We start from the raw sequence: 13,032 nt of genomic DNA on the forward strand, positions 1-13,032 counted from the left end.
CCCTTAGGTGGACGGAATGACCGCTCTGCTACCGAGATGAGGCTGGCCTTCCAGCCTGCGCCTGGCTTCCTCCCGCCTGACCTCCGCATTTACGCGATCGGGGACGTCCACGGCTGCGTCGCCGCCCATGCCGCAATCCTCGACCAGATAGCGGAGGATTACGAGGCGCGGCCCGTGGCTGAGGCGGTGGTGATCCACCTGGGGGATCTGATTGATCGCGGCCCCGACAGCGCCGCCGTTCTCGCGCGTGTGGCGCTGGGTCCGCCTATCTCCGGCGAACTCATCAACCTGCGCGGCAATCACGAGGAGTTGTGTCTCGATGCGCTGCAGAAAGGCGGCGAGCCGAGCCGGATCTGGCGCCGCAATGGGGGCGAGACCTGCCTTGCTGACTGGGGCGTGCCGAAGAAGGCGCCTGCCTCGGAATGGTCCGATTTCGTGCCTCCGGCGCAGATGATGGTCCTGCAGGAGGAGCGGCTGAGCTACCGCAGGGGCGGGTACTTCTTTGCCCATGCGGGCATCCGTCCGGGCGTGCCGCTGGCGGATCAGGATGGGCATGACCTCGTCTGGATCCGGCAGCCGTTCCTATCCTGGCCCGATCGGCTGGAGGCCGTGGTCGTTCACGGGCACACGCCCAAGGACGAGGTCGCCGTGCGCGTCAACCGGATCGGGATCGATACCGGAGCGGTTTACGGCGGGCGGCTGACGGCAGTGGTTTTGGAGGAGGACCGGATGGCCTTCATCCAGGCGGCGGGGCCGAAGCGACCCCGGAAGTAGCCCGAGGGCCGCATCCTGCCGCTCATCAAAACGGCTCCATGCGGTCGCGGTTCTCGATCACCAGAACATCGTGGTTTCCGGCCCATCCGCGCTCATTGTAGCCAAGAACGCGAACACCCTCGACGCGGCCCGCCATCGCGATCACGGCCGACGCCTGGCACAGGGACACGCCGTAGTCGTCGGGGCCAGGGTAGCGGGCGTAGCCCCATCCCGTCGTGTAGTAGCCCTTGAGGATCTCCTGCCACTCGTCTTGCCCGATCATCGCGCCATACTTGCGTTGAACCTCCTTGCTCCAATTGCCGTGGACGGTCGCCACCAGCACACCGCGCGGCGACAGCCTCCGGCACAGATGGCGCAGCCAGGTTTCGGCACGCGCCTGATCCACATGCGTGAACAGCGATCCAATCCAGATCAGATCGTAATTGTCTCCAATCGCCACCTGCGACAAGTCCGGTTGCGAATAGATGGCCTCGCCGCGGAACTGCGCCGCGCAGAAGTCGGCGCCGTCGGTGTCGATGTCGGCGAACGCAATCTCCGCCCGGGGAAACGCCGCGCGGAGATGCCGGCCGACGCGCCCGTGACCGCAGGGAAGATCGAGGATGCGGGGCACCTCGTTGAGCGAGGACAGTGCGAGCGCCCTGAGAATGGCGCGGATGCCGTCAAGGCCGACGCTGTAGTACCAGTCCGGCCCCGTATTGTACATGTGGTCTTTCGGCGAAACGATCTTGTCGATCTCGGCCTTCATGTAGGCGTCTTCGATAGCGGCGACACGCGCGTATCTCATCCGACCGTCTCTCCTGAGCCGGGCCCAGCATAGGAAGATCCGGCCGATCCGTCACCAGAACGTTCTGGCCTACGGCAGACGTGCCAGCCGCTCCTCCAGCAGGGCATAGAATCCTGCGTCGTCGACGTCGCGGATGAACAGCGCGTTCGGCGCCCGCGTGGTCACGCGCCAGAAGTCCGCCACCGACATGCCCATGGTCAGCGGGCTCATCGTCTCGATCTCGACATTGATGTGCCGTCCGCTGAACAGTTCCGGGCGGATGAGGTAGGCCGTCACGCAGGGGTCGTGTAGCGGCGCGCCCTCGGAGCCGTATTTGGCGAGGTCGAACCGCTCTGAGAAGCTGAGCATGGCGACCACCGCGGCCGCCGCCCGGTTCGGGATCGCGCGCAGCCGGTCGAGCCGTTCGGGCGTCGTCAGCACGCGGTGCGTCACGTCCAGCGGCTTCATGACGATAGGCACGCCGCTGCGGAACACGATGTCGGCGGCATGAGGGTCGACATAGAAGTTGAACTCGGCGGTCGGCGTGATGTTTCCGCCCTCGAAATAGCCGCCGCCCATGAGCACGATCTCGCGGATGCGCGTCGCGATGTCCGGCGCCTTGATCAGGGCCATGCCGATGTTGGTGAGCGGCCCCAGGGCGCAGAGGGTGATCGTGCCCGCCGGTTCGGCGCGCAGTTTGTCGACGAGAAAGTCGACCCCGTGCTGTTCATACAGCGGCATCGTCGGTTCCGGCAGGGCCGGCCCGTTCAGGCCGGTGGCGCCGTGGACGTGTTCGGCCGTCACCAGGGGCCGCGCGGCCATCGGCCCAGGGCACCCGGCGTAGACCGGAATGTCGGGCCGCCCGGCTAGCTCGCAAATCTTGCGGGCGTTGGTGGCGGTCAGCGCCAGCGGCACGTTGCCGGCGACGGCCACGATGGCCTCGACAGTCACCTCCTCGGGCGAGGCGAGCGCCAGCAGGATGGCGATGGCGTCGTCCTGGCCGGGGTCGGTGTCGATGATGATGCGTCTGGTCATGATAAAGCGCCTGGTTGCCTAAGTTTCTATCCGTCTCTCATCTCGATCGAACTGAGCGGCACGCCGCCGCGCAGCCGAGCGCTGATCCATATGCCGAGGACGGTGGCGAGGTAAGGCAGCATGAGCACGAAGTCTCGCGGCGCTCGCTCCCCGAAGACCAGTTGCGCCTTGATGCCCATGTATTCGACGAGGGCGAAGAACAGGACGGCGAAGGTGGCGCCGACGGGGTGCGCCGCGCCGAAGATGACGGCGGCGAAGGCCATGAAGCCGCGCCCTGCCGTCATGCCCACGCTGAAGATCTGCAGGCCACCGAGCGACAGCTCAGCGCCTCCCAGCCCTGCCAGCACGCCGCCGAGCAGCAGTGCGATCAGGCGCATACGGGCGGGATTTGCGCCGACGCTGCGGGCGGCGAACGGATGCTCGCCGCAAGCCGATAGACGCAGCCCGAAGCGGGTTCGCCGCAGCAGCACCCAGAGCGCGCCCACGACGAAAGGCATCGCGACGATGAGCACGTCGAGCAGGCCGAACTTGCCGAAGGCCGGGCCGAGCGTGGGGATGCCGGCCGGGGCGGTGACGGCGCCTTCGCTGCCATAGATCGCCTGCACCGCGAGGTCCGTCCCGCCCAGCCCGAGTCCCGTGAGGCCGAGCCCGGCAATGATCGGGTTGGCGCGCAGTTTCTCGATGACCAGCCAGAGCAGCGCGGAGAGGATGACGGAGAATACCACGGCGCCCGCGAGCCCCGCCGCGACCGATCCGGTCTGCTCCGTCAGCACCACGCCCGCGCAGGCGCCGGTGATCATCAGCCCCTCGAGGCCGAGGTTCCAGATGCCGGCGCGCTGAGCCAGCACGCCCGCCATCGCGACATAGATCATCGGCGCCGCAGTTCGCAGGATCGCGACGATGAGGTCGATCATCGGCCCGCTCTACGCCAGGGCAGTCGTGTGGGCCATGCGCGGGAGGTGATGAACAGCGCGATGGCGGCGTTGACCATGTCGATGGCGGCCGAGGGCAGGCCGGCGATCACCGGCAGATAGAGGCTGGCCGACGCCAGACCGCCGAAGAACAAGGCGACAATCACGCTGCCGCTGACCGAGAGGTTGGCGACGAGGGCGACGAGCACGGCGGTGAAGCCATGCGCCGGGGAAAAGCCGCTGACGAGGCGGCCGTCTGGGCCCAGCACCTCCATGGCGCCAGCGAGCCCTGCCGTGCCGCCGCTCAGCATGAAGGCGCCGAGGCCGAGGCGCGAGAGGCGTGCCCCCTGCCACGTCACCATCACGGGATTGCGCCCGGCGAGGCCGCCGAGCACGCCAAAAGCGGTGCGGTTGACCAGCACCCAGACAAGCACGCCGACCGCCACCGTGAGGCCGAGGATGATGGGCGAGACGCCGGTGTCCGTGCTGATGCGGACGCCCATCGGCACGGGTCGGCTCGCGGAGACCTGACCGCTTCCTGATGGATCCTTGAGGGGTCCGCTCGTCACCCAGACCAGCAGCAATCCGGCGATGAAATTGCCCATGAGCGTCGTGATGACCTCGTCGGTGCCAGAGCGGATGCGGAGCCAGCCCGGCCAGAAGGCCCAGAGCGCGCCGAAAAGGATGCCCAGAATGATGGCCGCAACCATCACCAACACATCAGGAACGCCTCGTAAGGCCGCGACCGCCACCGCCGCGCCGATGCCGCCGAGGTAGAACTGTCCTTGGGTCCCGACGTTGAAGTAGCCGCAGCGGAAGGCGATGACGACGCCGGTCGCCGAGACGAATAGCGGGCAGGCCCAGCGCAGGTCATGAACCAGCGCGCCGTCTGAGAGGAACGCGCCGTCGATGATGGCGCTGAACATGTCGGGCGCGGAGAAGCCAGCGGCCTCGAAGATCGCGCCGCACAGCACGAGCGCCAGAGCCACGAAGGCAACTGCACGCCCGACGGTCAGCAGTCGCGCCCGCATCAGTGGGCACCGACCATCGCGGCGCCGACGCCAGCCAGGTCGTAGGGCGGCACGAATTGCCCGGAGACGCGGCCACCCTGCAGCACGATCACCCGGTCGCTGATGTCGAACAGTTCGTCGAGGTCGGACGAGATGAGGATGAGCCCGAGCCCCCGCGCGCGGGCCTCCCGCATCGCCTGCCAGACGAAGGCGGTCGCGCCGAGATCGAGCCCCCGCGTCGGCTGCGCCAGCACGATCAGCCGCGCCTCGGCGTCGATCTCCCGCGCGAGAATGACCTTCTGAGCGTTGCCGCCGGAAAGGGATCGCGCCGGGTTGTCGACGCTGCCGAAGCGCACGTCCCAGGTGTTGAAGGCCGCCTCCGCCTCGCGCCGCAGGGCGCGGGGATCGATCAGGCTCAGCGCCGGGCGGGCCAGCAGCGCGCGTGCGGCAAAGTTTTCCCAAAGCGGGCTCGACAGGCTCAGCCCCTCGGTATTGCGCTCGAAGGGGATGATGCGAAGGCCAAGCCGGCGTCGCTCGGCAAGCGACAGGCCGGTGATGTCGGCGCCGTCGAGGGTCACCGAGCCTTGCGCCAGCGGCACCAGACCGGCCAGGACCTCCACCATGGGTCTCTGCCCGTTGCCCTCGACGCCGGCGATGCCCACGATTTCACCGGCGCCCACTTCGACGTCGATGCCTGTGAGGCTCTGTCCGTCGATGCCGGGTCGCGTCGAAATCCCGCTGAGGCCAGCCACCGTCCGCGCGGTCGTGGCATGGGCGTGGCGCATCCCGTGAGGCATGGCCGTGCCTACAAGGGCGCCGAGATCCTCATCCTGCCGCGCGATCGCCGGTGCCGCGCCGATGATGGAGCGCGCCAGCCGGTCGGCGGTGACGCTCGCGGCCTCTTCGGGGCCCTCGACGAGCCGGCCGCCGCGCAGCACCGTGACCGTGTCGGCGACCGCCAGCACCTCGCGGATCTTGTGCAGGATGATGAGGATGGTGACGCCGCTGTCCCGCAGCCGCCGCAGACGCGCGAACAGCGCCTCGGCGGCCCCTGGCGCCAGCACCGCCGTCGGCTCGTCGAGGATGAGGATGCGCGCTTGTCCGGCGAGCGCCCGGGCGATCTCCACCGCCTGCTGCGTCTCGACCGGCAGATCCCGGATGCGGGCGGAGGGTTTCGCCTCCACGCCCAGCGCCTGGAGATGCGAGGCCCAGCGCTTCTGGAGCCCGCCGCGTGTGTAGAGCGCGCCCGCGCGCCCGGTGAGGCCGAACTCCATGGCCTCGGCGATGGTGAAGGACGGCGGCAGCGCGAAGCTCTGATGCACGAGTTCCACGCCCGCCGCCCGGGCCGCAGCGACATGGCCCCCCGCGAGGGCCGTGCCGCCGATGGTGATGCTGCCATCCGCAGGTGTGATGAGCCCGGCACAGGCGCGGGCGAAGCTCGTCTTGCCGGCGCCGTTCTGGCCGCAGACGGCGTGGATGCGCGATGCCTCGAGCGATAGCGTGACATCCGCAAGCGCGGTGAAGTCGCCGAAGCGGATCGTCAGGCCGTCGCAGGCGAGGGCCGCCGCCGCCACGCCCGCCTCAGAGCTGCGTGTTGAACGGGACCTTCAGCATTCCTTTGATGATTGCCTGTTTGGCAGCGTCCACGGAAGGCCAGGCGGCTTTGGCACGTGTCACGTAAGCCGGCGGCCCATCCGCCATGAACAGCGGCGAGGGGACGAAATCGATGATGCCGTCGGCCAGGGTGCTCACGTAATGACCGCCTGTGAAGTGGCCGGAGAGCGCGTTCGTGACCTGGTCCGAGAGCGACTGGCCGAAGTTCACCAGAACCGAGGAGGCGACTGTCTTCGGCCCCAGCTTGAACTGCGTGCGAAAGACCGCGCTGACCACGCGGTTGCTGCCTTCGCCTGCCGCGCGGATGACGCCCGCATCCGTCGCCGCGCCGTCCGTCTGGATGAAGTCGATGCCGGTGCCGAACAGCTGGTTGGCGATCTCGCGGCCCTTGGTGGGGTCCTGGAACGATCCCGCAAAGGCGCCCTTGACGGTGACCGATGAGGACACCGTGGCGGCGCCCGCCTTCATCGCATTGAGGTCGGCGTTGAGGCCCGGAAGGCTCATGCCGCCGACATAGCCGAGCCTCCGGCTCTGGGTGATCTTCGCGCCGAACAGCCCGGCCAGGAACATGCCGTAATGGGCCTGGTATTCTACGGTGCGGACGTTGGGCATCGGCGGCCTGAACGGGTCGGCGTAGAGCTGGATGAATTTCGTGTTCGGATACCCTGGCGCGACAGCCTTGATCGGGTCCGCCATCTCGTTGAACGTGGTGACGATGATCCCGGCCCCAGCCCCGGCGAGGGTGCTGAGGATCGACTGGTAGGTCGATGGATCGGCGGCATAGATGGTGCGGATCGGGAAATGATCCGCCTTCCCCAGCGCCTTGAGATGCACGATCATGTCGTCGATGGGGCCGTTGTCGCCCGCCGCCTGGGTGTGCACCAAGGCAACCAGCTTGCCCGCCGCCAAGGCCGATCCGCCGAGCACGGGAAGCGCCGCGGCTCCCGCTCCGAGCGCCAGCGCCCCTCTGCGCGTCAGGTGGCCTGGCAATGCGGCGGCCCGTCTGCGGTCGGTCATCGTCTGCTCCCGGAATCGTTAACCGAGCCTACGAGCGGGCCTCGGCGACCGTCAATGAGCCTGCAGCGCCGCCTGGTGTCCGGGTTTCAGCCATGGCTCCAGCTCTTGCGCGGTGAGCGGCCGCGAGAACAGGAATCCCTGCACGGAATCGCAGCCGCAGTCGGAGACGATGCCGAGTTCCTCGTGCGTCTCCACGCCCTCCGCGACAACCGGCAGTTTCAGGACATGCGCGAGCTGAACCATGGTCGCAAGCAGGCTGATGCCGGCCTCGCCCTCCTTCGCCTGATCGAGAAAGCTGCGGTCGAGCTTCACCGAGGTCAGGGGCAGCCGCGGCAGCTGGGTGAGCGACGAGTAGCCGACGCCGAAGTCATCCATCGCGATCTTGAAGCCCGCATCCCGCGCGAGCCGGAGAGACTGCAGCGCGCGATCGTCGGCAAAGCTGCCTTCTGTCACTTCCAGGCAGAAGTTGCTGCACTCCAGGCCATGGCGGCCGATCAGCGCGCCCAGGCTTCCCGCTACGTCCGACCGGGCGAGTTCGAGCGGCGAGACGTTGAGGTTGATCATCGGCGGCCGGCCGGGAGCGACGTCCCGCCAGCGAGCGGCCTGCATCACGGCCATTTCACGCAGCTTGCAGCCAAGGCCCAGGAACATGCCGGAGCTCTCCGCGATGCCGACGAAGCGCGCCGGGGGGACTATGTCGCCCCTCGGATGCCGCCAGCGCGCCAGCGCCTCCACGGCCACCAGCCGGCGGTCCCGCAGGCTGATGATCGGCTGATAGACCAGGAACAGCTCCGAGTTGCTGCTGAAGGCGCTGTGCAGATCCTGCTCCAGTCCGGCCCGTTCGATGCGAGCCTCGTGCATGGCGCTGACGAAAGGCACGGCCTGATTGCCGCCCTGGGTCTTGGCAATGTGCATGGCCTCGTCGGCTGCGTGCCGGAGGTCGCGGATGCCCTCGATGGGACCATGGGCCACGCCGACGCTGGCGGTGACGTGGATCTGGCGGCCATCTTCCATGGGGAAGGGCACCGCCATGATCTCGACCACCGCCTGGGCCATACGTTTCGCGGCCGCGAGCCCGATCCCCGTGCCGAAAACGGCGAAATCATCTCCGCCGGCACGTGCCACGCAATGCGGCTCGGCCAGATTGGCAAGCCGCTTGGCCGCCTGCACGAGCAGGCTGTCGCCCGCGGCCGTGCCGAGGGCATTGTTCACGGACCGGAAGCGGTCGATGTCGATCATGATGATGGCAGCATCGGCGGCTGAGTGCCCTTCGACTGCGAGCATCTCATCCACCTGACTGCGGGTCAGCAACCCCGTGAGGCTGTCTCTGGCGTGATCCGGTCGTGCGCCCTCGGCCGCTTTGCGTTCTCTGTCGAGAGTGTCGAAGCGCTGGGCGAGGACGAGGCCGACGGTCCAGATCCAAATGAGCATGAGGACCGCCTCGCCGATCATCAGAATGCCACCATGCGATCCGCCAAAGCGGGCGAGAAGCCCGCCGATGAGCAGGATGCCGAAGGTGGCGGCGCCCATGCCGTGGCGGATGAGCCTCTGGCTGAGGCGACGGGCAGGGCCTCGACCCCCGGCAGGCGAGCGGAGAAAGCCCGACCCGGCGGTCGTCGCCATCATGGACAGCGCGATCGCGGAGCCGGCCAGGCCGGTGAACAAGGCCATCGGGCGGTCGAACGGCGGCAGCATGGCCGCGTAACCGAGTAGCGTCACCAGGAAACCGGCGCTGGCTCCGGCAAGCAGAATTTGGCCCGTCCTGACCCACGGGTGTTGCAGGAGCCCTACGCCGGCCGCGAGCAGGAAAAGGCTGCCGACGGAAGCGACGCCGAAGACCGACGGCCCTGGGGCTGCCTGTGGCGGGAGCGCCGGCCGGGGGAAAGGCAGAAGGCTCTCGATGACGTGGGGCGCGAAGTGGGACGTGCCGAGCCGCGCCAGGAGGAGGAGGAACGCCAGTCCGATGGCAGACTGCCCGGCGAGACGCCAGGGGAGCCTCGATCCGGATGTCGCGAGGGCGGCGAGGCCCAGGAGAAGTATGCAGGCGGCCAACATGGGATCACTCCCCGCGGGGCTCTCCATGATGGCGTGCCTGCCGCGGATGCTTGCATCGCCGTAGTCGGCGAGCAGCGCGAGTCCAAGGACGATGCCCAAACCCGCGCCGAAGAAGTGCGTGTACTTTGCCGGACGCGGCAGGCCGATCGCGGAACCATTGGGGACGGTTCGGCCTCGGGGGCTCATATGTCCGTTTCTCCCTGGCAGGGAAGTATCGCGGCAGCAGGGGTTCGATACGGTTCGATAGGGTCTCCGGGCCCTTGGGCTTCGTGCAGGGCCCCAGGTTATCCTCACCTGTGCCGGAGGTGTCGTGCCCCATTTAGGGCTTGCGATTGTGGAACCTGGATCGTGCGCGGCACCATGACGATCAACCCGTTACCTTTCCTTGTTCTGCCGGGAAGGACGCTCCCCGGATATCGTCTCGATAACGTATGATTGATCGATCCTTCAGATCAGGCCCTCCTGGCGCAGGCTGACCCATCGCGCGTTGCCGATGATGATATGGTCGTGGAGCAGCACCGACAGCGGTTCGGCCGCGCTACGGATGGCGCGCGTCATCTGGATGTCCTGCTGCGAGGGCGTCGGGTCGCCGCTCGGGTGGTTGTGCACCAGAATGACGGCCGTCGCGTTCAGTTCCAGCGCCCGGCGCACCAGCTCCCGCGGGTAGACCGGCGTTGCGTTGACGGTTCCGCGGCCTTGCGCCTCGTCCGCGATCAGCCGGTTGCGCGTGTCGAGGTAGAGCACGCGGAAATGCTCGATCCGCTCGCGCGCCAGCACCGCGGTGAGATACTCCATGAGACGTTGCCACGTCGAAAGGATGGGCTGGTCGATCACCTCGGCTCGCATCAGCCGCAACGCCGCTGCCTGGATGGTCTTCAGCGCCGCGATGCCCGCTTCGCCGAGGCCTTCGATTTCCCGCAGTTCATGCGGTGTCGCCGCGATGCAACCGGCGAAGCTGCGAAAACGGGCGAGGAGCGCCCGCGCGATCGGTTTCGTATCCCGGCGGGGGAGCGCCAGGAACAACGTCATCTCAAGCACTTCGTGATCGGCAAGCGCGTCAGGCCCTGCCTTCAGCAGCCGGGCCCGCATACGGGAGCGATGGCCCTCGGCGCCGGGCACCGCGGGAGCGCCAGCTCCCTTCATCTCCGACATGGCAGGGGGCGCCGGATCGAAGAGCCCTTGCGCGTCGGCGAGGTGAGGGTGCTTTGCCACGGCGCCTAATCTCGCACGGGCCCGGTCCAGAGGGAACACCGTTGCGAAAAAGTATTGAAATTCAGGTCAGGCGGGATCGTCATCCTTCACGTAGGAGGCGAGGCCATTGCCCCTGATGGACGCCGCCGGCTACTCTGCGTCGGCTGCTACCTCCGCATCAGCCTTGCCGCCGCAGGGGCGAAGTAGGTCAGCACGCCGTTGCAGCCGGCGCGCTTGAAGGCCATCAGGCTCTCCATCATCGCGCGCTCTTCGTCGAGCCAGCCGTTGCGGGCCGCCGCCATGATCATCGCGTATTCGCCCGACACCTGATAGGCGAACAGCGGCACCTCGAAGCGCTCATGCACGCGGCGGATGATGTCGAGATACGGCATCCCCGGCTTGACCATGATCATGTCGGCGCCCTCGGCGATGTCCATGCCGACCTCGCGCAGCGCCTCGTCCGAGTTCGCCGGGTCCATCTGGTAGGTCTTCTTGTCGCCCTTCAGCGAGCCGGCGTTGCCGAGCGCATCCCGGAACGGCCCATAGAAGGCGCTCGCATACTTGGCGGCGTAGCTCATGATCTTGGTATGGATGAGCCCGGCGCTGTCGAGCGCCTCGCGGATCACGCCGACGCGCCCGTCCATCATGTCCGAGGGCGCGATCACGTCGATGCCGGCCTCCGCCTGCACCACCGCCTGCCGCGCCAGAACCTCCAGCGTCTCGTCGTTGGCGACGTAGCCCTGCCGGATGACGCCGTCATGGCCGTGGTCGGTATAGGGGTCGAGCGCCACGTCCCCGACCAGCCCGAGGTCGGGAAACTCGGCCTTCAGCAGGCGCGCCGCCGAGCAGACGAGGTTCTTCGGGTTGGTCGCCTCCGTGCCCTCGGCGTTCTTGCGCTCCTGGAGCGTCGCCGGGAAGAAGGCGACGGCGGGGATGCCGAGCCGGATGGCGGGTTCGACATGGGCGAGCAGCCCATCGAGCGTCACGCGCACGACGCCCGGCATGGAACTCACCTCGGTCGGCTCGCCCGAACCTTCCCGCAGGAAGATCGGCCAGATGAGATCGTCGACGGAGAGGGTGTTTTCGGCGACGAGCCGCCGGGTCCAGCCGTCGCGGCGGTTGCGGCGGAGACGGGTTTGGGGGAAGCGGCTGTCGGTCATGAGCAAGAACCTCTTGGAAGTCTGGCGTTGTCTTTAAGCGCTAATCCCCATCATGACAGGCAACCCAGCCTTGGGAAGGCAGACGTTCACCAGCGGATCAAGGCCATGTTAAGGGAGTCGCCAGGCCAATTCGCGCATCCTCCGACCGGACCATCCCGCGGCTGAGAGTTGTCCAACCAGGAACCGTGCCATGAACGAGCAGTCGCCCGCCGTCAGTCTTGAGCGCTTCTTCACGGCCTCCGTCGAGGAGACCGACCCGGAACTCGCCGCCGCCCTCAAGCGCGAACTGGGACGGCAGCAGGACGGCATCGAGCTTATCGCGAGCGAGAACATCGTCTCGCGCGCCGTGCTGGACGCCCAGGGGTCGGTCCTGACCAATAAATACGCCGAGGGTTATCCGGGTCGCCGCTACTATGGCGGTTGCGCCGCCGTCGACGTCGCGGAGCAGCTCGCGATCGACCGCGCCTGCAAGATCTTCGGCTGCACCTTCGCCAACGTGCAGCCCCATTCGGGCGCCCAGGCCAATCAGGGCGTCATGCTGGCGCTGTTGAAGCCCGGCGACACCTTCCTCGGCATGAGCCTCGCCGCCGGCGGCCATCTCAGCCACGGCGCCGCCCCGAACCTCTCCGGCAAGTGGTTCCGCGCCGTCCAGTACGGCGTTCGCCAGGATGACGGGTTGCTCGACTACGAGGAGCTGGAGGAGAAGGCGCGGGCCGAGCGCCCGAAGCTCATCATCGCGGGCGGTTCGGCCTATCCCCGCGTCATCGACTTCGCCCGCATCCGGAAGGTCGCGGACGAGGTCGGCGCGATCTTCATGGTCGACATGGCGCATTTCGCCGGGCTGGTGGCGGCGGGCGTCTATCCGAGCCCGCTGCCGCACGCTCATGTCGTGACGACCACGACCCACAAGACGCTGCGCGGGCCGCGCGGCGGGATGATCCTCAGCAACGACCCCGATCTCGGCAAGCGCATCAACTCGGCGATGTTTCCCGGCCTTCAGGGCGGCCCGCTGATGCATGTGATCGCCGCCAAGGCCGTCGCCTTCGGGGAGGCGCTGCGCCCCGAGTTCCGCACCTACCAGAAGCAGGTGGTCGCCAATGCGCGGGTGCTCGCCGAGACGCTCGTCGCGCGCGGCTTCGACATCGTGACGGGCGGCACGGACAGCCATCTGCTGCTGGTCGATCTGCGGCCGAAGCGCGTCACCGGCAAGCTGGCGGAGGCGAGCCTCGAGCGCGCCCACATGACGGCGAACAAGAACGCCATCCCCTTCGATCCCGAGAAGCCGGCGATCACCTCCGGCATCCGGCTCGGCACGCCGGCGGCGACCACGCGCGGCTTCGGCGAGGCGGAGTTCCGCGAAGTGGGCGAGATGATCGACGAGGTGCTGACGGGCCTGTCGGGCTCCAACGACGGCAGCAACGCGCTGGTCGAGGATGCGGTGGGCCGCCGCGTCCAGGCGCTTTGCGCGCGTTTCCCGATCTACCCGAACTGAGGGTTGCCGG

The 13,032-nt window shown here is 67.9% G+C and carries 11 protein-coding genes; 2 read left to right on the plus strand and 9 right to left on the minus strand.

Annotation, left to right across the window (positions count from 1 at the left end; genetic code table 11):
• The first annotated feature begins 36 nt into the window (after positions 1 to 36).
• On the plus strand, positions 37 to 774 hold the full coding sequence (locus ACOEQ1_RS03615) for a metallophosphoesterase family protein (protein WP_419757858.1): 738 nt from the start codon (positions 37 to 39) through the stop codon (positions 772 to 774).
• A gap of 25 nt (positions 775 to 799) precedes the next feature.
• Here the strand turns inward: ACOEQ1_RS03615 and ACOEQ1_RS03620 are convergent, their stop codons facing one another.
• The 9 genes from ACOEQ1_RS03620 to hemB form a co-directional block, all read right to left on the minus strand.
• On the minus strand, positions 800 to 1,558 hold the full coding sequence (locus ACOEQ1_RS03620) for a class I SAM-dependent methyltransferase (RefSeq protein WP_419757859.1): 759 nt from the start codon (positions 1,556 to 1,558) through the stop codon (positions 800 to 802).
• Between the two features lie 69 nt (positions 1,559 to 1,627).
• Positions 1,628 to 2,572 carry a nucleoside hydrolase gene (locus ACOEQ1_RS03625; RefSeq protein ID WP_419757860.1) on the minus strand — a complete coding sequence of 315 codons (945 nt, stop codon included), beginning with the start codon at positions 2,570 to 2,572 and terminating at the stop codon, positions 1,628 to 1,630.
• A gap of 26 nt (positions 2,573 to 2,598) precedes the next feature.
• Entirely contained in the window at positions 2,599 to 3,486 is an 888-nt protein-coding gene (locus ACOEQ1_RS03630) for an ABC transporter permease (RefSeq protein WP_419757861.1), read from the minus strand.
• Positions 3,483 to 4,514, minus strand: a complete 1,032-nt coding sequence (locus ACOEQ1_RS03635; protein ID WP_419757862.1) for an ABC transporter permease — start codon at positions 4,512 to 4,514, stop codon at positions 3,483 to 3,485. The genes ACOEQ1_RS03630 and ACOEQ1_RS03635 overlap by 4 nt, the downstream gene beginning before the upstream one ends.
• Positions 4,514 to 6,067, minus strand: coding sequence for an ABC transporter ATP-binding protein (locus tag ACOEQ1_RS03640; RefSeq protein ID WP_419757863.1), 1,554 nt, complete (start codon positions 6,065 to 6,067; stop codon positions 4,514 to 4,516). The genes ACOEQ1_RS03635 and ACOEQ1_RS03640 overlap by 1 nt, the downstream gene beginning before the upstream one ends.
• 7 nt (positions 6,068 to 6,074) lie before the next feature.
• A complete protein-coding gene (locus ACOEQ1_RS03645) occupies positions 6,075 to 7,124 on the minus strand; it encodes a BMP family ABC transporter substrate-binding protein (RefSeq protein ID WP_419757864.1) in 1,050 nt (349 codons plus the stop codon).
• Positions 7,125 to 7,175: 51 nt separating this feature from the next.
• The gene (locus ACOEQ1_RS03650; RefSeq protein ID WP_419757865.1) at positions 7,176 to 9,365 is read right to left on the minus strand and encodes a putative bifunctional diguanylate cyclase/phosphodiesterase; all 2,190 of its coding nucleotides are present in this window, start codon (positions 9,363 to 9,365) and stop codon (positions 7,176 to 7,178) included.
• Between the two features lie 261 nt (positions 9,366 to 9,626).
• On the minus strand, positions 9,627 to 10,331 hold the full coding sequence (gene radC / locus ACOEQ1_RS03655) for a RadC family protein (protein WP_419758632.1): 705 nt from the start codon (positions 10,329 to 10,331) through the stop codon (positions 9,627 to 9,629).
• A gap of 206 nt (positions 10,332 to 10,537) precedes the next feature.
• Positions 10,538 to 11,530: a porphobilinogen synthase gene (gene hemB / locus ACOEQ1_RS03660; RefSeq protein ID WP_419757866.1), complete on the minus strand. Its 993-nt coding sequence runs from the start codon at positions 11,528 to 11,530 to the stop codon at positions 10,538 to 10,540.
• Between the two features lie 190 nt (positions 11,531 to 11,720).
• On the opposite strand from hemB, the gene glyA reads away from it, so the two are divergent.
• Positions 11,721 to 13,022: a serine hydroxymethyltransferase gene (glyA, locus tag ACOEQ1_RS03665; RefSeq protein ID WP_419757867.1), complete on the plus strand. Its 1,302-nt coding sequence runs from the start codon at positions 11,721 to 11,723 to the stop codon at positions 13,020 to 13,022.
• Positions 13,023 to 13,032 lie beyond the last annotated feature (10 nt).

The organism is Acidisoma sp., assembly GCF_965199065.1.
Lineage (GTDB): Bacteria > Pseudomonadota > Alphaproteobacteria > Acetobacterales > Acetobacteraceae > Acidisoma.

Excerpts from the sequence above, each read along its gene's own strand:
- ACOEQ1_RS03615 (WP_419757858.1), top strand. The coding sequence starts at position 37 with ATGAGGCTGGCCTTCCAGCCTGCGCCTGGCTTCCTCCCGCCTGACCTC.
- ACOEQ1_RS03620 (WP_419757859.1), bottom strand. The coding sequence starts at position 1,558 with ATGAGATACGCGCGTGTCGCCGCTATCGAAGACGCCTACATGAAGGCC.
- ACOEQ1_RS03625 (WP_419757860.1), bottom strand. The coding sequence starts at position 2,572 with ATGACCAGACGCATCATCATCGACACCGACCCCGGCCAGGACGACGCC.
- ACOEQ1_RS03630 (WP_419757861.1), bottom strand. The coding sequence starts at position 3,486 with ATGATCGACCTCATCGTCGCGATCCTGCGAACTGCGGCGCCGATGATC.
- ACOEQ1_RS03635 (WP_419757862.1), bottom strand. The coding sequence starts at position 4,514 with ATGCGGGCGCGACTGCTGACCGTCGGGCGTGCAGTTGCCTTCGTGGCT.
- ACOEQ1_RS03645 (WP_419757864.1), bottom strand. The coding sequence starts at position 7,124 with ATGACCGACCGCAGACGGGCCGCCGCATTGCCAGGCCACCTGACGCGC.
- ACOEQ1_RS03650 (WP_419757865.1), bottom strand. The coding sequence starts at position 9,365 with ATGAGCCCCCGAGGCCGAACCGTCCCCAATGGTTCCGCGATCGGCCTG.
- radC (WP_419758632.1), bottom strand. The coding sequence starts at position 10,331 with ATGTCGGAGATGAAGGGAGCTGGCGCTCCCGCGGTGCCCGGCGCCGAG.
- hemB (WP_419757866.1), bottom strand. The coding sequence starts at position 11,530 with ATGACCGACAGCCGCTTCCCCCAAACCCGTCTCCGCCGCAACCGCCGC.
- glyA (WP_419757867.1), top strand. The coding sequence starts at position 11,721 with ATGAACGAGCAGTCGCCCGCCGTCAGTCTTGAGCGCTTCTTCACGGCC.